This window comes from Arthrobacter sp. P1_B11 (assembly GCF_056406715.1).
Map to the genome: position 1 here is coordinate 63,833 of NZ_JBFTZQ010000019.1, position 20,781 is coordinate 84,613.

Here is a 20,781-nt window from a genome sequence, read left to right on the forward strand (position 1 = left end):
TTGTTCGACTAGCGAACTTCTGTGCGTTATGCGACTAGAAATAGATTACCGCACGGTGAGGGACATCACAATGACTCCGATATGCTCGGTGCAACCCTGTTTGCTTCAGCACCCGCAGGGTGCCCGAGTGTTTTCTAGGGATTGCAGGAGTTCATGGAGGAGCATCCGACGTACTTCGTGAAGTCGGTCGAGAAGGCCTTTGACGTGCTGCGGGCCTTCGCCCCGGATACGCCACGCCTGACCGTGACTCAGATCGCCGCGAAGGCGGACATGACCCGCGCCTCGGCCAGGCGTTTCCTGCTGACCTTGACCGATCTCGGCTACCTGCGTGCCGACGGCCCCCACTTCACCTTGACGGCCCGCTCACTGGAGGTCGGCTCCTCATTTCTTGCGAACCTGTCTATCCCGGACATTGCCGAGCGGCACCTGCGGTCCCTGGCCGCAGAACTCAATGAAACTACCTCTTTGTGCATTCTTGACGGCACGGAGGTGGTCTATGTCGCCTGCATAGCGTCACCCAGGCTTCTCAATGTCTCTATTAGCGTGGGAACCAGATTTCCCGCCTGGGCCACCAGCATGGGGCGCGTGCTTCTGGCGGCACTGTCGGACCCGGAGCTGAATGCCTACTTCGACTCGGTTCAGCTGCAGCGCTTCACCGAGCGGTCGATCGGAAGCCTCGACCAGTTACGGTCCGAAGTAGACCTGGCCAGGGCGAAAGGGTGGTCCATGGTTTCGCAGGAACTGGAAGAAGGCCTGCGTGGCGTCGCCGTGCCCGTCTGGTGCGGGAGCGGCGTTGTTGCAGCGGTGAATGTCTCTTTGCAAACCCACCGCGCGCCCCCGGACACCATCGAACAGACAGTTGTGCCCCTCCTGCAGGAGGCTGCCCGCCAGATCGGCCTGGATTACGACGGCCGGACTGCAGGCAGGCGCACCACCGCCTCAGCGTGACAGTTTTTCGGCGTCGGGCTCCAGGTCGCCGATGTGCCCGGGCGCATTGGCCGCTAGGACCCGCTGGACGAACGCGCAGTACTCCTCCATGTAGTGCCGGAGGAACGCGGCGGTGGACTCGTCCTTGACCTCCCCGTCGGCTCCGAAGACCTCGGGATTGAACTTCACATAGGCCTCGGGGGCGTTGAGCTGGGGAGCGTCGAGGAAGCTCAGCACGGCGCGCATGGAGGACTGCATCACCGCGGTGCCGATGCTGCCGGGTGAGGCGCCGATGATCCCGGTGGGCTTCCGCGCGAAGGAGTTGGTCCCCCAAGGGCGTGAGCCCCAGTCGATGGCGTTCTTGAGTGCTCCCGGAATGGAACGGTTGTATTCAGGGGACACGAAGAGGATGCCGTCCGATCCGTCAATGGCTTCCTTCAGCGCCCGCGCTTCCGGCGGGAAGTCGGCGTCGTAGTCGTAGCTGTAGAGCGGCAGGTCCCTGATGGGAATCTCCGTGAACTCAAGCTCCTCCGGGGCGAGACTGATGAGCGCCTTGGACAGCGTGCGGTTGATCGAACCGCTTGCAAGGCTTCCGACGAAGTAGCCGATCTTGTACGTTGCCATGGTGATGATCCTTCCCAACAGCCGGCAGGAACCGGCTGGCCGACGGTGCTTTGGACATTGCTTCGGGCGCTGCTGTGGGCGGTGAGTGGATGGTGCGGGCACGACTCAACACACAGTTCAGCACAGAAGAATATCCGCGGCCAGAGCGGAGGGAAGGTTCTTGACAGTCCGCGAATGCAGGAGCTAGATGAACATTAGGTGATGACCTACAGCACACAACGCCAGCAGAGGAGCGGCAGTCATGACTGAGAACCTGGAAGGGATGCAGCGCATCCACAGCGAGGCCCCTGCCGAAGGGGATGAAACGGCCGACCCTACTGACATCCGCATGCACTCGCAGGACCCCGCCGAAGGCGCGGACATCGCGGACGCGCCCCTCAAGAAAACTTAGGGGGCATTGCCAACAAAGCGGACCGCCGCCGTCGGGCCGTTCCCCCGGGGCGAAACGGCAGCGGGAACTGGCACCCGTGCCAAAACCTGAGCTGAGAGAATAGCCGCATGGACGTCGCTCTGGGACTGCTCGTGCTGGTGGCGGTGGTGTGCGCCGGCAGTGCGCTGGGCAGGAAAATCAACGTTTCTGTTCCGTTGCTGCTGGTCCTGGCCGGAGTGGTTGGTTCTTTCCTGCCCTTCGTTCCGAGAATCGAGCTGAACCCGGAGCTGGTCCTGGTGGGGCTACTCCCGCCGCTGCTCTATGCGGCCGCCCTGCGGACATCCCTCTTTGACTTCGGCTCCAACCGCCGCGCCATCGCGCTGCTGTCCGTGGGGTACGTCATCTTCGGCACCATCGCCGTGGGATTGGTTGTCCATTGGCTGTTTCCCGAGATCCCGCTGGCTGCCGCCATCGCCCTGGGCGCCGTGGTGGCGCCGCCGGACGCCGTGGCGGCCACCGCCATCGCCCGCAAAGTGGGGATGCCGCGCAGGATCGTCAGCATCCTGGAAGGCGAATCGCTGGTTAATGATGCCACCGCGCTGGTGTGCCTCCGCGCCGCCGTCGCGGCACTCTCCGGAACTGTGTCCGCGGCGGAAATCGCCGGAGACTTCATCCTGGCGGCAGGCGGAGGACTGGTGGTGGGCCTCGCGGCGGCCTATGTGCTCACCCAGCTCCGGCTGCGGATCCGCAACGTCGCCATCAACACCTCGACGTCGTTGATGGCACCTTTCGTTGCCTACCTTCCGGCGGAGGCGATCCACGCCTCCGGTGTGCTGGCGGTCGTGGTCACCGGCCTGATTATGGGCACCAAGGCGCCTTCCATGCCGAACGGCGCAGCCCGGGTGAGCCAGCGGAGCAACTGGGACACTGTGCAGTTCCTGCTGGAGAACTCTGTGTTCCTCCTCATCGGCCTGCAGGTCCGGACCATCATCGACGGCGTCCAGGACGATTCCTTGGGCTCTGCCCGCATCTGGGCAGGCTGCGCGGTAATCCTGCTGGCTGTGCTGGTGCTCCGGCCGGTGTGGGTGTTTCCCGCAACCTATCTGCCCCGGCTCATTCCCGCGGTGGCCCGCACGGATCCTGCACCGCCGTGGCAGTTCCCCGCCATCATTTCCTGGGCCGGGATGCGCGGCGTGGTGACGCTCGCGGCGGTCCTCACGCTGCCGGAGGCCCTGGAACACCGCTCCGTGCTGATCTTGGCTGCCCTCGTGGTGGTGGCCGGTACCCTGGCCGCGCAGGGATTCAGCCTGCCCGCCCTGGTCAGGTTCCTCCGGGTCCAGGGCCCGGACCAGCGAGAGGATGCCCTCAGCCAAGCCTCGCTGATGCAGCAGGCCACGGCCGCGGGCGTGGAGAAGCTGCACGAACTGCGGACGGAGGAGGATCCGCCTGAGGTGGTGGCGATGCTCAAGCGGCGGACGCAGGAGCGGGGGCTGGCGGCGTGGGAACGGCTGGGCCGGCCTACGTCGGAAACGGCCACCCCCAGCCAGCGGTACGCCCAGCTGCGGCTAGCCATGCTGGAGGCGGAACGTGCCAAAGTGCTGGACCTGCGGCGAGGCGGCGAGTACGCCCACGAGGTCCTCAGCGAAGTCCTGGAACGGCTGGACGTTGAAGAGTCCATGCTCGACGCCACCCTCGACGAGCAGGACGTCACCGGCTCAGCGCGCACTGCCCGGCCCGGCGGCGGCTGCGATCACCTGGAATCGGCGCCCGACCCCGCAGTCCCGCGGAACCCTTACTGCGAGGCGTGCGTCCGCGAAGGCACCCCAACCGTGCACCTGCGGATGTGCCTGGAGTGCGGGAACGTGGGCTGCTGCGATTCCTCGCCCGGCACCCATGCCTCCAGGCACTTTGAGGAGACGGGCCACCCGGCCATGCGCAGCATCGAACCTGGCGAGGGCTGGCGCTGGTGCTATGTGGACGACCTCCTGGGGTGACCCCTGAAACAGGTACTCATACTCCTTTCCGGAGCGCCGGACGGCCCGCTGGGCGTGGGCTTCTTAAAAAACAGGTACTAACACTCCCGTAATCCGGCGTTAACATAGCGGCGTGAGACTTGATACATAGAGTCCACGCGACAGAGAGTCCACACGACTGGCCTTTCGCTACTGGGGGCAGCTACTCAACGAGGAGTCACGCAGGCATGAACAGTCATGAGCACCGCAATTCCCAATACGTCCGTCCGCTCGACCAAAGCCGCGAGCGCCCCGACCTGAGAAGCGTCCACGTCCGCGAGGACGTGGCCCGTTCGGGACGGTGCGGCAACGTCCATATGGCCACCGGCCGGACCTGCATCCTGCCGGAGCGCCATCATGGTTCCTGCGAATTCGTGGGGCCCCACGAGGCCGAGGGCATCGCAGGTCACTAGAGGGTATGGCATCCGCGTTCTACGCAAGAGAACGACGGCGGGCGGTCCCGCCGTCGTCCGTTCCCTAGCGGGAAGAACCGGCGCCGAAAGTCAGGCTGGGCTCATCCAGTGTGGCGAGGGTCAGCACGGCCTCCTCCACCGTGTCGTGGTCCTCAAGGTCGCGCTCTATCCGGCGCAGCGCCACGGCCACTTCGCGCTCGGGACGGTCACCCGTCATGTCCACGGCCGCCACCACGTATAGCTTGCGCGGCCCCACGAATTCGACATGCAGGTACGTGATCCGCTCGATCTCCGCGTGTTCCAGGATCCGGCGCCCCATGGACTCCTCGATGTCGGGGCTCACGCCCTGTCCCACGAGGAAACGGCGGTTCCTGTCGATCAGGACCACGGCAACGACACCGAGGAGGAGTCCCACGAGGATGGATCCTGCGGCGTCCGGAAGCGGCGATCCAGTGACCTGGTGGAGGAAGATCCCGCCGAACGCAATGACCAGGCCAATGAGCGCTGCCGAATCCTCCGCGAAGACGGCACGCAGGGTGGGATCGGAGCTCTTGAGCACCTGCTCCAGAGTGTTCCGGTCGAGATCCCTTGCGGCCTTCCGCGCCTGCCGGAACGCCTGGATGAAGGACACACCCTCCAGCACGAACGCGGCCGCAAGGACGGCGTAGGCGATGCCAAAGTCACCGGCCGGCTCTGGCGCGAAAATCTGCTGCACGCCGTGCATGATCGACACCACCGCCCCGGCCGTGAACAGGCCGAAAGCCGCGAACATGGACCAGACATAGGCCTCCCGGCCGTAGCCCATCGGGTGGGCCTTGTCGCGCTTTTTCTTCGACTTTTTCTCGGCGAGCAGCAGGAAAATCTGGTTTCCGGTGTCCGCCCACGAGTGGGCGGACTCGGCGATCATTGACGCTGAGCCGGTCAGGAGCGCGGCAATGGTCTTGGCGACGGCAACGAGAAGATTCGCCACGAAGGCGATGATCACGGTCATGCGCCCTGAACCGGCTTCCCGGATCCGATGGTGTGGGCCATGAAGCCCACCGTACCCAACACGGCTCCCGCCACCTAGGGCCGGGCCATTCTCAGGTGTCTGTGCAGTCCGTTCGGCCCGGTCATCTGCCGAATCCGAGGCCCTCTGAGGTCAGTCCGCCGGCAAGTTCCGAAGCCGTCGAGAGGACCCAGCGTTCGCCGTCCTGTTCGTAGCAGACCACCACAGACGCCTCCGCGTCCCGCGCGGCATCCATGGCAAGCAACAGTGCGTCCTCCATGTGGCGTGCGTGCTCCAGCCGTTCGGCCAGGCTGCCCAGGAGGTCGCTGTTGTCGATCAGGAAGTGTGCTTTGCCTTCCACGATGACCTTCAGCGAATATCCCTGTTCCTCATGGACGGATCCGCGGGTCGAGGCAATTTCCGTGACCTTATCGGCACGAACCAGGCTCTGGCTGATCGTGCGGATCCACACGTCACCCATGGAAGCTCCTTTGGTCGTGAGGAACGGGAGGCAGTGTCCTACGAAAGAAACGCTAGTCCTTGCAGGTCCGCTTGTAAGCCCCCAATTAGCCGATACTGCCTAATTTGGGGGACCCTTCAGACCCAAACAGGATTTCCCCAAGCTCTGACAGCGTTTTCCCCAAGCTCCCTCGTGGATATTGGAGCGCACCAAAGAAGCTCCACTCGGGATGGAGCGGTGCCGGCCCACATACGGGCCGGCTTGCGGCAAGGCCGGGTGAAAATGCTCCGGCTTCCGCTCTGCAGCTAGGCGGCACGGCTCTCCTTGGATGCCGCAGGTCTACTTTAGGGGGACACATGTTTCTCACGTTTTGGCGTTTTCGGCGGGCTATCACGCCCCACGCCTGGGCAATGGGCGGCGGCGCACTGCTGGTTATTTTCGTCGCCGCAATGGAAGTGGCGTTGCCCTGGCCAATGAAGATCATCGTTGACGACGTGTTGCAGCCCCGGGGCAATTCCAAGCCGGATCCGACGGCGGCGTACCTGGGGCTCGCCGGGCTCGGCCCGCTCCAGTTGCTCCTTCTCGCCGCATCGGCGCTTCTCACCATGACAGTGATGAATGCCGCGGCGGATTATCTGGGGACCCGGATCCTCAACGGCGTCGGCGAAAAGACCATGGCGGCCATCCGCGCCGACGTCTTTACCCACCTGCAGCGGTTGTCCCTGTCATTCCACGACAAGCAACGGCTGGGGGACCTGGTCACACGAACCACCACGGACGTTGATTACGTCCGCTCGCTCATGGTGTCCATGCTTTCCGTGCTGCTTCCCAACGTGTTCATTCTGGGGTTTGTCACCACCATCTGCGTACTCGTCGACCCGGCGTTCGCGTTGATCGGGATGGCAGTGGCACCGTTGCTGTTCGTGACGGTGCTCTTCTACCGGCGCCGCATCAAGAAGGCCTCCCGGGAGGCACGCAGCAAGGACAGCGACATAGCGGCGGCGATGTCGGAGACGTTCGCGTCCGTGCGGGTAATGCAGACCTACACCAGCGAAGCACGCCATGAGGAGGACTTCCGGTCACGGAATGACGGACGGATGAACGCAGGACTGAGGGTCATACGGCTTCAGTCATTGTTCTCGCCGCTGGTCGATGTCATCGCGACGTTGGGAACAGTACTGGTGCTCTGGATCGGCGCCCAGCGGGTGCTGGATGGAACCATGACACTCGGCCTGTTGCTGGTGTTCATCGCATACCTCAAGGCACTGTATTCGCCGATGAAGTCCCTGGCGAAACTGACAACCGTGATCAGCCGCGGCCAGGCCAGTGCCGAGCGCATCCAGGAAATCCTTGACACGGCGCCGGCCGTCTTCGACAAGCCGGACGCCCGCCCTGCCCCGCGGCTGAACGGCGGCGTGGAGCTGCGTGGGGTCAGCTTCGGCTATCAGGGGCAGCACGATGTCCTGCACAGTATTGACCTCACGGCCGAGCCGGGCAGCCTGGTGGCCATCACGGGCCCCACGGGTGCCGGAAAATCGTCGCTGGTCAGCCTGATTCCCCGTCTCTACGACGCCACACAGGGGTCTGTGCTTCTCGACGGGCTGGACGTGCGGGACCTGCAGCTCGCCACCGTCCGCAGGCAGATTTCTATGGTGCTGCAGGAATCCATCCTGTTTCGCGGGACGATCTACGACAACATCGCCTACGGATCCGAGGGAGTCACCCGCGAGCAGGTGTTTGCGGCGGCTGAGGCGGCCCATGTGGACGAGTTCGTCCGGAACCTCCCGCAGGGATACGACACGCCGGTGGCAGAGCGCGGCGTTTCGCTCTCCGGCGGACAGCGTCAGCGCATCGCGATCGCCCGCGCACTCGTGCGGAACACCCCCATCGTCATCCTCGATGAACCGACGTCGGGCCTGGATGCGATTTCCGAGCAGTACGTCATGCGTGGGCTCGACCGGCTCATGGCCGGACGCACGGTGATCGTCATTGCCCACAGGCTGTCCACGCTTAAGCGAGCCGACCACATTTACGTCCTCGACCACGGCCGGATTGTGGAAAGCGGCCGCCACGGGGATCTTGTGGCATCCGGCGGTCTCTACAGCCGGCTGGATGAACTTCAGCATTCACGGGAAACCCCGGCCCTGGCCCTGGTACAAACGGAGGCCAGCGCATGAGCACGCTCAAGCCCCCCACCTACGGTGCATTGCCCTGGCGGATCGGTCGCAAGGGCGCCCTCGAAGTCCTCCTGATCCACCGGCCTGCCCATGACGACTGGTCCATCCCCAAGGGCAAAGCCGAGCCGGGAGAATCGGGCAGGGAATGTGCGGCACGGGAAGTGCTGGAGGAAACCGGCTTTGAGTGCCGTCTTGGCGCGGAACTGCCCAGCATCCGGTATGAAGACAGCAAGAACAGGATCAAAACCATCCGTTACTGGGCAGCGGCGATGGAGTCAGGCAGCTTTACTGCCAACGACGAGGTAGACGCGGTCCGGTGGCTGTCTCTTCCGGCAGCCCTGCGCACCTTAACGGAGCCTCGGGACCGTCCTGCCATCATCTCCCTGGGCACCCAGCTCCAGATGCAGCTGGGCGTGCGCCCGGTGCCCGAGCTGGAGAAAATGCTGCTCCTCGTCCGCGGCGCGCAAGTCACCAAACGAAACGAAGAGGGCAGTTCAGATGACGGCCGGATGCTGGCTGAGAATGGTGAATACGCCGCCCGAACACTGGCTGCTTTGGGGTCGATGTTCAAAATAGATCGGGTTCTGTCCGCCCCTTCTGCCCGGTGCGTCGAAACCGTCGCCGAGCTTGCCCGGCAGGAGTCCCTCGAAGTGGAGCGCTCAGACCACCTGACCGGGGGCAGCATCGCAGCGACCCTCGACCTGGTGGCAGAGGCCCGCGGGACGGGAACCGTGCTGTGCACGCATGAGGGCGTGATGGCGGGCGTTGTGGAGCACCTCATCCGCAACGACCGCACGGTGCTGAGTAAACGCTTCCGCGTCCGCAAGGGATCGGCCTGGGTGGTGACCGGCGACGACAGCCGCTACCACTCCGCCTACTACCTCCCGCTGTCTGCATCGGACTTCGGCAGCGGATCATAGCCCCGTGTCCCGCCCTTGCGGCGGGGCGTACGCTCGGTTTGTGGACATTGTCGAATTCCTGTCCGAGCGCATCACCGAGGATGAGGCCGCGGCCCGGAAACTTCTCAGTGACAGGACCCTTTCCAAATCGGGCCAGTGGTACGAAAACCGCCTGCTGCTGGAGTGTGCGGCAAAGCGAAGAATTATCGGCATCATCGAGGCCGCCCGGCAGACGGCCTTGGCAACGCTGGTCAGCAACCCGTACGGGGATGGCTCCCAGTGGATTCCGGAGGCCCTTGAATGGACCACTCTGTCCCTGAACGCCCTGGCTCTGCCCTACGCCGACCATCCTGACTTCGAGCAGGACTGGCTGACCACCGGCCGGGCTTAGCCGGAGCCGCTCCAGAGACGCCGCCACCATGGCCGCCGGGGTTCCGGCTCGGACAGGTCGGCATCGGCAGCGGCGTCGGCGGACCGCCGCTCCTGCCAGCGCTGAACCTCGGCGTCGGCGTCGCGGGTCCTGGTGATCACGGGCGGGCCGCCCTGGAGCTGGCGCCGGGCATCGATGACGCGGGCGTTGAAGTCCTCCACGATGTCCCGCACCTGCTTCTCCGAGTACTGGGAATCCAGCCGGGCGTCCAGCTCTGCGTCCTCGGTCCGGAGGAGGATGGCCTTCGGTCCCATGCCGGTGATGTTCTCGCGCTGGATCAGGCCCTTGACCCACCAGTCGGGGTCGTATCCCTCCCCCAGGCCGGGGATCGGCTTGCCGGCGTATTTCAGGTTGTCGAACTTGCCCTGGGCCATGGCGTCCCGGATCAGGTATTCAACCCTGGCGGCGTCAGAGACCTTCTTGCGTTTCTGTCGCTCTTGCTCCTCCGCGGCGTCAAGCGCCGCTTCCTCCTCGGCCGTGATGCCGGCACCCCGAACGGCGCGCATCTCAGACAGCCGCTCCATCCTGCGCTTGAACTCGCCGGCTGCCCCGCCGCTCATCGTTCACCACCGTTCTCGTCCGCGAGTTGTAGCCCTGCCTTCCAGTATTCCGGCGTGCTGCGTGCCTTTCAATGGCACTGGCAGGAGCGGACGGCCAGGAGACGACGGCGGGAGGCATCCGCCGTCGTCCTCTTGCGTGGCGCGGCACTTGCGTAACGGTGAAATATCTGCGCGCGAACCGGTGTTGGCCCGGACATGACAACAATAGGAATCATCGGAGCAGGACACATTGGAAGCCAGGTTGCCCGCAAGGCGGTGCAGGTCGGCTACGACGTGGTGATCAGCAACTCCCGCGGACCGGAAACCCTGGCGGACCTGGTGGCTGAGCTGGGTCCCCGCGCGCGGGCCGCGACGCCCGCCGAAGCGGCGGCGGCTGGAGATGTCGCCGTCGTCACAGTGCCGCTGAAGAGCCTGCGGGACATCCCCGTGGAGCCACTTGCGGGCAAGATCGTGATCGACACGAACAACTACTATTGGGAGCGCGACGGCCGCATGCCGGCCCTGGACAACGGCGAAGCCACCACCTCGGGGCTGGTTCAGGAGCACCTCTCCCAGTCAAAGGTAGCCAAGGGATTCAACCACATCCTGGCCAAGGACATCACCACCGACGGGACGCCGGCCGGCACCGCCAACCGCCGCGCGCTTGCCACCGCCAGCGACTTCCCGGAGGCCAGCGAGCTGGTGACAAAGCTCTACGACGAATTCGGCTTCGATACCGTGAACGTCGGCCCGCTGTCCGAGAGCTGGCGAGTGGAACGGGACCGCCCGGCCTACGTCGCGCGTCAGACCGCCGCCGAGCTCACCGCGAACCTGGCACGCGCACCGCGCACCATCTGACCAAAGGCCGCGTTGCCGTGCGGCACCCACGGGGCAGACGACGGCGGGACCTCCCGCCGTCGTCGTCCAAACGTTTGATGGGGCTGAGATCCCCCTACATGGGATCAGGCCAGTTTCCGATTGCCTCGCGCGCGGGGACGGTAACGCCGCCCGGGGGGTCGCCGGCTGCCTGCGCGCCTTTAGCGGCAGCGCCGTCGGCACGCGGCGCCTGCCCGGTGGTATCCGGCACCTCCTGGCTGGCGGTGGCAGAGTCAGAGGTGGCGGGAAGCTCGGACCTCATATTTTTCATGACTGGATCGGTCCCTCCGGCACGTAGGTGGCGGCCGCCCAGCCCAGCGGGTGCAGACAACTCAAGCTGCGTGCACACACCCGGCCACCCGATGCAATAACACTACGGCGAACCCGCATCTGGATGAACCCGTAAGCGGTACCCGACTTTTCGATGCCGCCGATACTTGCTCCCTTGGGTTCGCGGCGCCGAACAGACCGCGCGGATCTACGCAAAACCTGCGGCTTCCCTGCGGCTTTCCTGCGACGCGGTTGCTAGTGTGACTCATCACACGGTGCCGCAACCACGTTTCCATGGGGGAAGAACATGCTTGATAACTCCGCTAGTCCAGCGCGTTCAAAAGCCGGCCGGCGGCCCACCGGGCTCAACTGAGGAACGAATGCAGCGTTCGAACCCCGGCAGGTGGGAAGATCCGTCCCCGGACCGTGTAATCGTGTCGGCCGACGGCAGGCCCGTGCAGGTCCGGCGGTCGGCCAGCGGGCGGATCCCGCAATGGGCCCTTGACGAGGCCCTGGGAAATCTGGAGGAACCCTTGCCGTGGCGTTCGGGCCCGATGCCCGGACACAACATATATCCATACCACCCGGGCAAGCGGCCTGGCGGAATCCGCCCATGGCGCCGATGGCTGGCCATCGGATGCAGCCTCGTCCTGCTGGCGGGCCTGTACTTCACTCCGGCGTTGTTCGAACGCTATGTGCTGCCGGCCGTCCTCCCCTATCTCCCCGGCGCTCCGCTGCCACCCCCAGGCGTTGAAGCCTCCGACATTCCGCTGGGCCAGGCGCCGGCGGGCAGTGGGTCTCGCGCCTACAAGCTGCAGGAGTCCCCCGACCCCGGCCAGCCGTTCGCGGCCTACGATCCATGCCGCCCCGTCCACTACGTGGTCCGGCCGGATAACGCGCCGCCCGGGGCAGACCGGCTGATCCAGCAGGCCGTCATGGAGGTGTCAGCCGCAACCGGGCTGCGGTTCGTCTACGACGGCAGCACCACCGAGGCGCCCAGCGAGGAACGCGAGTCCTACCAGCCCGATCTGTACGGCAAGAGGTGGGCCCCGGTCCTGATTGGATGGTCCACTCCGGAGGAAAGCCCCGACCTGGCCGGGGACGTGGACGGGCTGGGTGGAAGCGGCTATGCCTACACTCCTGGCCGACCCTACGTCCTGGTCGCGGGCCAGGTGGAACTTGACGCCCCTGACCTCACCGAGATGCTGCAGTGGCCCGATGGTTCCGCCCATGTGCGTGCCGTCATCATGCACGAGCTCGGCCACGTTGTGGGACTCGACCACGTTGACGACCCGAAGCAGCTGATGTACCCGGAGGGTTCGGACATCACGGGATTCGCAGACGGTGACCGCGCCGGTTTGGCTCTCCTCGGCGCTGGAGCGTGCGTTCCGGAGCTGTGACGGACGCCGTCATTGGCCGCTGTCCATAGTGACAGGCTGTTAATTCCCTTTTTCCAGCGAATCTTCAGGAACGGTTCTTAGCTTTTATTACAGGCTCAGTCAACCGCGCGGCTGTCTGATCCTGCCGCTAGGAAAGCCCCCGAGATCCGCGTATTCGCAGGAGCGGGGGTCTTTCCGCGCCTGCGCACACCCTGTCAACACGCTTCCAGAGCCAGCACGGAGCCAGCACGGAGCCAACCTAGGAATACCTTGGCGCCGTCAGCCCCCGAGGGGGCCTGTTCGGGTCCCCTCTCCTGTTCAAGGTTTTCCGGAGCGAGCCGCCTCACGATGAGCGCGTCCTATCCCCTTTGAAACAGCAGGTGTGCCATGAAAACCTCAGACACAAGATCCGGCCCTGCAGCAACTGCAAAGCACGCAGGCCCCGCCCCCCAACCGAACCACAGCCACCGGCGCAGTCGCAGCGGCACGCGGTCCGGAACCTTCCGGCTCATCAGCGCCGCCACAGCCCTCGCTTTGCCGATTGCCGTGGGCCTCCCCGTGGTCAACGCAAACGCGGTGGTGGCGCCGGTGGGCCAGGGTTTCACCGTTACAGCCTCAGACCTGGCCTACATCCTCAAGCAAATCAAGATCGCGGAAGCCCACGTGGCCAACACCACCTCCGAGACCGGCCCCTGCGGGGCCCTCGTCGGGCCGGGCCCCAACCAGATCCCAGACGCGCTGACCTCCTATGGCCTGCGGACAGTCGACGGTTCATGCAACAACCTGATCAACGGCCGCGAGACCTTCGGCGCCGCTGACCAGAAGTTCCCCCGCTACACCACGCCGGTCTTCAATGATGCAGACCCCGTTCCGCCAGGTTTCGGTCCGGCCGGCCCGACCTCCTACAAGCAGAAGACAGGCAACGTCTTCGACAGCAAGCCGCGTGACATCTCCAACCTGATCGTGGACCAGACCTCCACCAACCCCGCCGCCGTTGCCGCAGCAGGCTTCCCCGTCCGGACCCAGGGCAATGTTGGCGTCCACCCGTGCACCACCGACCCCGATCCCCTGGCAACGCCGCCCGTGGACGGCGTTCCCGCCGGATGCGTGCCGTCGCACAACACGCTCTTCATCCCGAACGTCACCACCGACGTCGGGCTGTCGCCACCGTACAACTCGATGTTCACCCTGTTCGGCCAGTTCTTTGACCACGGCGTGGACCAGACCGTCAAGAGCGGCGGCAACGTCTTCGTGCCGCTCCGGGACGACGACCCGCTGGTCGCCGGACCGGACCACGTCTTCGGCAACGCGGATGACCTGCCCGCCAATCAGCGCTTCATGGTGCTGACCCGGGCGCAGAACCAGCCGGGCCCCGATGGGGTCATGGGCACCGCCGATGATGAACAGAATGCGACCAACACGGACTCCCCGTACGTGGACCAGTCCCAGACCTACACCTCCCACCCCTCCCACCAGGTGTTCCTGCGGGAATACGTGGACAACGCAGACGGCAAGCCGGTCTCGACGGGCAAGCTCCTCGGCGGGGAAGCCGGCACCAAGGCCGTTAACGGCATGGCCACCTGGGCCACTACCAAGGAGCAGGCTTCGAAGCTTCTTGGTATCCAGCTGCTCGACAAGGACGTGCTGAACGTCCCCCAGATCGAAGTCGACCCGTACGGCAAGTTCGTCCCCGGTCCCGCACGCGGGCTTCCGCAGTTCGTGACGGCAACGGGACTGGTTGAGGCCAACCGCGCCGACAATGGCAACCTGGGCACTCTGGTCCCGTCGAACGTGCTCTACTTCGACACTCCGTTCCTGACGGACATCGCCCACAACGCGGACCCGTCCCCGCAGGACACTGACCACAACCCATCCACCCCGCCGGTGGCTCCGGTGCCTGACGCGGACAACGTCGCCTCGGCCGATTTCGCCAGCCAGCCTCCGGGCACCTATGACGACGAGATGCTGAACGCGCACTTCACCGCCGGCGACGGCCGCGTCAACGAAAACATCGGCCTGAGCACCATCCACCAGGTTTTCCACTCCGAGCATGACCGTTTGGTGGAGGACTTCAAGAACACCCTGACCAACGACACCTCGGTCAAGGGCGTCGCGGCACTGGCCGAGTGGAAATTAGCTCTGGGCACGCCTGACGGCTGGAACGGCGAGCGCCTGTTCCAGGCCGCCCGCTTCGTCACCGAGATGGAGTACCAGCACCTGGTGTTCGAGGAATTCGCCCGCAAGGTCCAGCCCGCGATCCAGCCTTTCCACGTCTACCACACGGACATCAACCCGGCGATCCACGCCGAGTTCGCGCACGCGGTCTACCGGTTCGGCCACTCGATGCTGACCGAGACCATCGCCCGCACCAACCCGGACGGGAGCGACAACTCGATCCCGCTGCTGAACGGTTTCCTCAACCCGCCCTCGTACAGGGACGGCGGCACCGCCGGCGAGCTCACCTCGGAGCAGGCCGCAGGCGCAGTCGTTATGGGCATGAGCGACCAAACGGGCAACGAACTCGACGAATTCGTGACCGACACGCTTCGCAATAACCTGCTCGGCCTGCCCCTGGACCTGGCAACGATCAACATGACCCGCGCCCGGGAAGCCGGCGTTCCTCCCCTCAACGAGGTGCGCCGCCAGATCCACGACTCAACCGGGGACGGCCAGCTCACCCCCTACACCAGCTGGGCTGACTTCGGCCAGAACATCAAGCACCCCGAGTCGCTGATCAACTTCGTTGCGGCCTACGGCACCTACCCGAGCATCACCGGTGCAGCAACACTGGCTGACAAGCGGGCAGCTGCCAAGGCCATCGTGGACCCGGGCCCCGGCGCCACGCCTCCCACCGCCGACATGATGGACTTCATGAACAGCACCGGAGCGTGGGCCAACCACGAGACCGGCCTGAACAAGGTGGACCTGTGGGTAGGCGGCCTCGCGGAGAAGACCAACCTCTTCGGCGGCCTGCTCGGCAGCACCTTCAACTACGTGTTTGAGAACCAGCTCACCGATCTCCAGAACGGCGACCGGCTGTACTACCTGGCCCGCACGCCCGGCATGAACCTGCGCACCCAGCTCGAAGGAAACAGCTTCGCCGAGATGATCATGCGCAACACCGACGGCACGAACACGCTGAAAGCCGACGTCTTCGCGACGGCCGACTGCAAGTTCCAGCTGAGCAACCTCGCCGGCACTCCGGAGGGCTACCTCGCTTCCGGACCCTCTGTCGCTGACGATCCTTCCACCCCTGACTGCAATGAAAACCTGCTGCTCCTGCGCAAGCCGGACGGCACCATCCAGTACCAGGAAAAGAACACCGTCGATCCGTCCGGCATCAACGGCCAGTCGGTCTACAACGGCACCGCCGCGGCGGACCGGGTAGCAGGCGGCAACGACAACGACACGATCTGGGGCAACGCAGGCAATGACGTCATTGAGGGCCAGGGCGGTGATGACGTTGCCTTGGGCGGCGACGGCAATGACCGCATCACGGACCTGTCCGGCGCCGACGTCCTCAAGGGCGGTCCCGGCAACGACTACACGAACGCCGGCATCGGCGACGACATCATGATGGGCGGCGACGGCCAGGACTTCATGAATGGCGGAGCCAACGACAATGAGACGTTCGCCGGACCCGGCAACGACTTCGTGCGGGCCGGTGACGGTGCAGACGCCGTGTTCGGCGACGGCGGGGACGACTGGATCCAGGGCGGCTCAGGCCAGGACCTGCTCCAGGGCGACCACGGCGCACCGTTCTTCGACGACCCTGCCCAGACCAAACCGGGCAATGACATCATGGTGGGCCAGGTGGGCGAAAACGACTACGACGCTGAAGGCGGCGACGACGTCATGGCCGCCAACGCCGCTATTGACCGGTTCGCCGGCGCCGCGGGATTCGACTGGGCGATTCACCAGTACGACACCGTCGGGGCCAACGATGACATGAAGATCAACCAGAACCTGGCGGGCGTCCCCCTCCAGCTGGTGGTCAACCGCGACCGCTGGCAGGAAACGGAAGCAAACTCCGGTTCGGCGTTCAACGATGTCATCAAGGGCGACGATGTAGTGCCCAGTGCCGTGGGCGGCGCAGGCTTTAGCGGCTGCGACGTCCTCGACCAGACGGGCATCGACCGCATCGCCGGCCTCGGTAACCTCCTCCCCGCTCCGAGCACCCCGCTCGCCCCGGTGGAAGCGGCATCCGCCATGGGGGCCTGCCCCCTCGACGGACCAGTCTGGGGAGACGGCAACATCCTCCTCGGCGGCCTCGGCAGCGACAGCATCGAAGGCCGCGGTGCCAACGACGTGATCGACGGTGACCGGTATGTCCAGGTACGCATCAGCGTGCGGACCAACCCGGCCGACCCGGCCACTGAAATCGGCAGCACCGACCTCATGGAGCACACCTACCAGGCGGGCAACACCCACACCCTGGAAGCGGACGTCGCTGCCGGTGTCATCGACCCGGGCAACCTGGTCGCCGTCCGGGAGGTCATCACACCAACCGCGGCGGACACCGCAGGCAACATCGACTCCGCGGTCTTCTCCGGACCGCAGGCCAACTACACCGTTACCACCACCGGCGGCGACGGCACCGTTGGCTCGGCGGGGTCAACCACCACGGTCACCGACAACGTCGGCGCCGATGGAACGGATACGCTGCGGAACATCGAACGGCTTGTCTTCTCCGACACCGTTGCCCCCGCGGCCCCGATCATCGGCCTGGCAGCAGCAGCAGGAGCGGGCCAGGCTACGGTCAACTTCACCCCCGGGGCTGGCGGCGTTGCCACCGGCTTCTCAGTGAAGGTCGTGGACGCAGCCGGCGCCCAGGTCGGTGCCCTTCGCACTGCACCGGCCGGCGCAACGAGCCTGGTTGTCACCGGGCTGACCAACGGAGCCGCGTTCCGGTTCCAGGTGTCGGCAACGAACGACCTCGGCACGAGTGCCTTCTCCGCTCTGTCCAATGCCGTGACTCCCAGTGCAGCGGTAGTCGCCGCAGCACCGGTCATGGGGGCCGTCACTCCGGGCAACGCCCAGGTCACTGTCAACTGGTCCGCGCCAGGGCCGGTCGCCAATGCCTCTGCGGTCACCGGATACGTTGTACGCACCTACGTCGGCACGAGCACCACGCCGACGCGCACGACGACGGTTGCCAACGTCACCAGCACGGTGATGGGAACCCTGATCAATGCAACCGGCTACACCTTTGATGTTGCGGCGATCAACTCCGTGGGCACCGGCCCGGCCTCCGCCCGGTCCGCACTGGCAACGCCGCGCACGGAGTTTGTGGCCCCGACGGTGACGGCCAGGACACCTGCCTCAGGTGCCCGCTCGGTCAGCCAGTCCGGAAACGTGACAGCGACATTCAGTGAACCAGTCGCAAATGTCAGCACCGGCACTGTCGTCCTGCGGCTCAACGGTTCGGCAACCCCGATCCCCGCCGCAGTGACGTACAACAACGCCACCCGGACGGCGACGCTGAATCCGAACGGGAACCTCCTGCCGGACCGTACCTACACGGCATCGATGTCCTCGATCCGTGACACGGCCGGCAATACGATCGCGTTCACGTCGTGGCAGTTCACTACGGGACCGGCACCCACAATGGTTTCGGTAACTCCGGGCATCAACGCCACGGGGGCCCGCCGCAATGCCAACATCACGGCACGGTTCAGTGAGAACGTCACCGGCATCTCGGCGGCGACAGTGACGGTCACCCGGGTATCCAACGGCGCAGGGGTCACGGCGGCTCTCGGCTTCAGCACCGCGAACCAAACCCTGACCATCAACCCAGGCGCCACCCTCCTGGCCAACACGCAGTACCGGGTCACGATAACCGGCGGCACAGGAGCCGTCCGCGACCTCGCGGGCAACCCGTTCGTCACCCGCACGTGGGTGTTCACCACGGGATCCGCCCTCTAGGCACCAGCGAGGGGCCTCATCACAAGAGAACGACGGCGGGAACCTCCCGCCGTCGTTCTCTTGCGTCTGGTCACATGTGCTCTGTCGGGGCTTTTCGATCCGGAGTCGCCTCAGGTTCCCCGCTGCGGTCCAGGACCTGCCACACGATCACCGATCCGGTGACGGCGGCGGCCACGATACCGGCGATCAGCCATGCGGTCCTGGAGGCCTGGCGGGTGGATCGGAGTTTCCGCTCCGCGCGGCCTAAGGCCTCCCGGACCTGGACACCGTCCACACCTCTGCTTAATCTGGTCATTTCCACCTTCCTTGACTCTGGCTGTTTTCGGTCAGCCTACTGGGCCGCTGAAAATATCCAAATAATAACCGGGATGGAAGGGTAAGCCGCCGGGCTCAGACCAGGCGCGGATGGCCCTAACGGCCTCGTCAGGCTTGTGCCGGGTTGTGCCACCAGCCTTCCCAAGCGGTGGACGTCAGCTGACCCTGGGGGAACTCAGCGACAGCACTGGTTTCGCCGGATTGACGGCTTCCATCTTTCTGGCGGGAACTGAGAAACAGGCTCAAGCTACTCCGAAGCATTGTTATTCCTTTCGATGCGTCACGCGGATCACGTTTTACAAGTAGGAATTAGCGTAGCCAGAGCTTGTTTCATGGCGTCGACTGAACGTTTCAGCTTTGTATCCAGAAGCTCACATGCCACCGCAAGACGACGGCATGTGGCTCCGCTCCAAAGGCACTTGACGCTTCAACTTTCTGGATGTAGATTTAGTTGTAGCTTCAAGTATTGATCCTCCAGCAGAACAGAATCTGATGAAAACCCTCCTGGCCCGCATATTCGGAAAGAAGACCACCATGACGAACATCACCATCATCGGCAACGGCAACATGGCCCGAGGCATCGCCACTCGCGCCCTGGCCGGAGGCCAGAGCGTAGAGATCCTCGGGCAGGACGCCGCCAAAGCGCAGGAACTGGCCCGCGAACTCGGCGCCGGCGTCACCTTCGGCACCACCGCGGACGCTCCGCAGGGAAGCATCGTGGTCCTGGCCGTCCCGTTCGAGGCCGCAAAATCCGTGGTCACCGCCTTAGGCCACACCCTGGCCGGCAAGACCATCGTGGACATCACCAACCCGGTGAACTTCGAAACCTTTGACTCCCTGGTGGTCGAGCCCGGCACCTCCGCGGCCGAGGAAATTGCCAAGCTCGTCCCGGCAAGCTCGAACGTGGTCAAGGCCTTCAACACCACCTTCGCCGGCACCCTGGTCGCCGGGGTATCGGGCGGCCGGCCCCTGGATGTCTTCGTCTCCGGAGACAACGCCGACGCCAACGCTGCTGTCAGCAGCTTCGTCAGCGCCGGCGGCATGCGCCCCCTGGTTGTCGGCCCGCTCAAGCGCGCCCGCGAACTCGAAGGATTCCAGTTCGTCCTCATGACCATGCAGGCCAACCCCGAGTTCGCCGACTTCAACTGGGACACTGGGCTGCAGGTCACCAAGTAGAAGCAGCCGGCGCAAGATCGCCCCGCTGGGCCGTAACACGTCCGGCGGGCGACGGCGACGCGGGACTAAGATCCACTGACGACGGAAATCCTCAAAGGATTATCAATAGTGCTCATGACCCTGTCGGTTACTTCGTCGATCCGGCCGAGGCCGTCAACCTGTGTCAGGATGCCGCGCTCCACATACTTCGCCACCACCGCTTCGGTCTGCCCGTGGTACAGGTCCAGCCGGTGCCGGATCACGGCTTCGGTGTCGTCGCTGCGGCCGGTTTCCTTGGCACGGCCCAGCAGGCGGGTGACCAGTTCCCCGTCGTCAGCCGTCAGCTGCAGGACGACGTCCAGTTTGTGCCCGCTGATGGCGAGGATCGAGTCAAGGTAGCCCACCTGCGCTGTCGTGCGGGGGTAGCCGTCAAGGAGGAAGCCGTGGCCGACGTCATCCTGGCTGAGACGGCTGCGCACCATCTCGTTGGTGACGCTGTCCGGAACGAAATCCCCGTTGTCCATGTACTTCCTGGCTTCAACGCCGAGGGGCGTCTCCCCTTTGACGTTGGCGCGGAAGATGTCGCCGGTTGAGATCGCAACAACGCCGAGGCGTTCCGAGATCCGTTCCGCCTGCGTTCCTTTGCCCGAGCCGGGCGGGCCAATAATCAGCATTCTCGTCATTCAAGTAACCCTTCGTGGTGCCGGTGAAAACTTGTGTTTGGTCCTGAAGCAGGTCTAGAAGAACCCGAGTTTGTTCTCGGAGTGGCTGACCAGGAGGTTCTTGGTCTGCTGGTAGTGGTCCAGCATCATGGCGTGGTTTTCACGTCCGATGCCGGAGGACTTGTAGCCGCCGAACGCGGCGCCGGCCGGGTAGGCGTGGTAGTTGTTGACCCACACGCGGCCGGCCTGGATCTCGCGGCCGGCGCGGTAGGCGACGTTGCCGTTGCGGGACCAGACGCCGGCGCCGAGCCCGTAGAGGGTGTCGTTGGCGATGCCCATGGCGTCGTTGTAGTCGCTGAA

The 20,781-nt window shown here is 64.9% G+C and carries 19 protein-coding genes; 11 read left to right on the forward strand and 8 right to left on the reverse strand.

What is annotated here, in order from left to right; all coding sequences use genetic code 11:
• The first annotated feature begins 153 nt into the window (after nt 1-153).
• Nucleotides 154-948 carry an IclR family transcriptional regulator domain-containing protein gene (locus AC1D14_RS15270; RefSeq protein WP_230118579.1) on the forward strand — a complete coding sequence of 265 codons (795 nt, stop codon included), beginning with the start codon at nt 154-156 and terminating at the stop codon, nt 946-948.
• Here AC1D14_RS15270 and AC1D14_RS15275 read toward each other — a convergent pair.
• Entirely contained in the window at nt 940-1,551 is a 612-nt protein-coding gene (locus tag AC1D14_RS15275) for an NADPH-dependent FMN reductase (protein ID WP_230118578.1), read from the reverse strand. The genes AC1D14_RS15270 and AC1D14_RS15275 overlap by 9 nt on opposite strands.
• Nucleotides 1,552-1,792: 241 nt before the next feature.
• On the opposite strand from AC1D14_RS15275, the gene AC1D14_RS15280 reads away from it, so the two are divergent.
• The 3 genes from AC1D14_RS15280 to AC1D14_RS15290 all read left to right on the forward strand — a co-directional run bounded on the left by AC1D14_RS15280 (nt 1,793) and on the right by AC1D14_RS15290 (nt 4,346).
• Nucleotides 1,793-1,942, forward strand: a complete 150-nt coding sequence (locus AC1D14_RS15280; RefSeq protein ID WP_230118577.1) for a hypothetical protein — start codon at nt 1,793-1,795, stop codon at nt 1,940-1,942.
• 107 nt (nt 1,943-2,049) lie between these two features.
• Nucleotides 2,050-3,915 carry a Na+/H+ antiporter gene (locus tag AC1D14_RS15285; protein ID WP_476876310.1) on the forward strand — a complete coding sequence of 622 codons (1,866 nt, stop codon included), beginning with the start codon at nt 2,050-2,052 and terminating at the stop codon, nt 3,913-3,915.
• Nucleotides 3,916-4,121: 206 nt separating this feature from the next.
• A complete protein-coding gene (locus tag AC1D14_RS15290) occupies nt 4,122-4,346 on the forward strand; it encodes a hypothetical protein (RefSeq protein ID WP_230118575.1) in 225 nt (74 codons plus the stop codon).
• 64 nt (nt 4,347-4,410) lie between these two features.
• Here AC1D14_RS15290 and AC1D14_RS15295 read toward each other — a convergent pair whose 3' ends face one another.
• The gene (locus AC1D14_RS15295; protein ID WP_230118573.1) at nt 4,411-5,337 is read right to left on the reverse strand and encodes a cation diffusion facilitator family transporter; all 927 of its coding nucleotides are present in this window, start codon (nt 5,335-5,337) and stop codon (nt 4,411-4,413) included.
• Nucleotides 5,338-5,458: 121 nt separating this feature from the next.
• The gene (locus AC1D14_RS15300; RefSeq protein WP_230118571.1) at nt 5,459-5,815 is read right to left on the reverse strand and encodes a hypothetical protein; all 357 of its coding nucleotides are present in this window, start codon (nt 5,813-5,815) and stop codon (nt 5,459-5,461) included.
• Between the two features lie 335 nt (nt 5,816-6,150).
• Between AC1D14_RS15300 and AC1D14_RS15305 the strand changes: the two genes are divergently transcribed.
• From AC1D14_RS15305 to AC1D14_RS15315, 3 genes are read left to right on the forward strand one after another with little or no spacing between them, the layout of a single operon-like run.
• Nucleotides 6,151-7,971 (forward strand): ABC transporter ATP-binding protein, encoded by a 1,821-nt coding sequence (locus tag AC1D14_RS15305; RefSeq protein ID WP_476968724.1) that lies wholly within the window; start codon nt 6,151-6,153, stop codon nt 7,969-7,971.
• Nucleotides 7,968-8,891, forward strand: a complete 924-nt coding sequence (locus tag AC1D14_RS15310; protein ID WP_476968725.1) for an NUDIX hydrolase — start codon at nt 7,968-7,970, stop codon at nt 8,889-8,891. The genes AC1D14_RS15305 and AC1D14_RS15310 overlap by 4 nt, the downstream gene beginning before the upstream one ends.
• 40 nt (nt 8,892-8,931) lie before the next feature.
• Nucleotides 8,932-9,261: a DUF6221 family protein gene (locus AC1D14_RS15315; RefSeq protein WP_230118567.1), complete on the forward strand. Its 330-nt coding sequence runs from the start codon at nt 8,932-8,934 to the stop codon at nt 9,259-9,261.
• Here AC1D14_RS15315 and AC1D14_RS15320 read toward each other — a convergent pair.
• On the reverse strand, nt 9,258-9,860 hold the full coding sequence (locus AC1D14_RS15320; RefSeq protein ID WP_476968726.1) for a DnaJ family domain-containing protein: 603 nt from the start codon (nt 9,858-9,860) through the stop codon (nt 9,258-9,260). The two genes, AC1D14_RS15315 and AC1D14_RS15320, sit on opposite strands and share 4 nt — an antisense overlap.
• Before the next feature lie 195 nt (nt 9,861-10,055).
• Between AC1D14_RS15320 and AC1D14_RS15325 the strand changes: the two genes are divergently transcribed.
• Nucleotides 10,056-10,697, forward strand: a complete 642-nt coding sequence (locus tag AC1D14_RS15325; RefSeq protein WP_476882191.1) for an NADPH-dependent F420 reductase — start codon at nt 10,056-10,058, stop codon at nt 10,695-10,697.
• A 94-nt stretch (nt 10,698-10,791) separates the two neighbouring features.
• On the opposite strand, the gene AC1D14_RS15330 is transcribed toward AC1D14_RS15325, so the two are convergent.
• A complete protein-coding gene (locus AC1D14_RS15330) occupies nt 10,792-10,986 on the reverse strand; it encodes a hypothetical protein (RefSeq protein WP_230118561.1) in 195 nt (64 codons plus the stop codon).
• Nucleotides 10,987-11,365: 379 nt separating this feature from the next.
• On the opposite strand from AC1D14_RS15330, the gene AC1D14_RS15335 reads away from it, so the two are divergent.
• Both AC1D14_RS15335 and AC1D14_RS15340 read left to right on the forward strand, forming a co-directional pair.
• Nucleotides 11,366-12,385 carry a matrixin family metalloprotease gene (locus AC1D14_RS15335; protein WP_476968727.1) on the forward strand — a complete coding sequence of 340 codons (1,020 nt, stop codon included), beginning with the start codon at nt 11,366-11,368 and terminating at the stop codon, nt 12,383-12,385.
• Nucleotides 12,386-12,751: 366 nt separating this feature from the next.
• A complete protein-coding gene (locus AC1D14_RS15340; protein WP_476968728.1) occupies nt 12,752-18,289 on the forward strand; it encodes a peroxidase family protein in 5,538 nt (1,845 codons plus the stop codon).
• Nucleotides 18,290-18,359: 70 nt separating this feature from the next.
• Here AC1D14_RS15340 and AC1D14_RS15345 read toward each other — a convergent pair whose 3' ends face one another.
• Nucleotides 18,360-18,584 carry a hypothetical protein gene (locus AC1D14_RS15345; protein WP_476968729.1) on the reverse strand — a complete coding sequence of 75 codons (225 nt, stop codon included), beginning with the start codon at nt 18,582-18,584 and terminating at the stop codon, nt 18,360-18,362.
• 512 nt (nt 18,585-19,096) lie between these two features.
• Between AC1D14_RS15345 and AC1D14_RS15350 the strand changes: the two genes are divergently transcribed.
• Complete coding sequence (locus tag AC1D14_RS15350; RefSeq protein ID WP_290369750.1) at nt 19,097-19,780, forward strand: NADPH-dependent F420 reductase; 684 nt, start codon at nt 19,097-19,099, stop codon at nt 19,778-19,780.
• Between the two features lie 65 nt (nt 19,781-19,845).
• Here AC1D14_RS15350 and AC1D14_RS15355 read toward each other — a convergent pair whose 3' ends face one another.
• Nucleotides 19,846-20,433: an adenylate kinase gene (locus AC1D14_RS15355; protein ID WP_230118614.1), complete on the reverse strand. Its 588-nt coding sequence runs from the start codon at nt 20,431-20,433 to the stop codon at nt 19,846-19,848.
• A 63-nt stretch (nt 20,434-20,496) separates the two neighbouring features.
• Nucleotides 20,497-20,781, reverse strand: a 285-nt coding sequence (locus AC1D14_RS15360; protein ID WP_476968730.1) for an aldehyde dehydrogenase family protein, incomplete at its 5' end; no start/stop codon positions are given.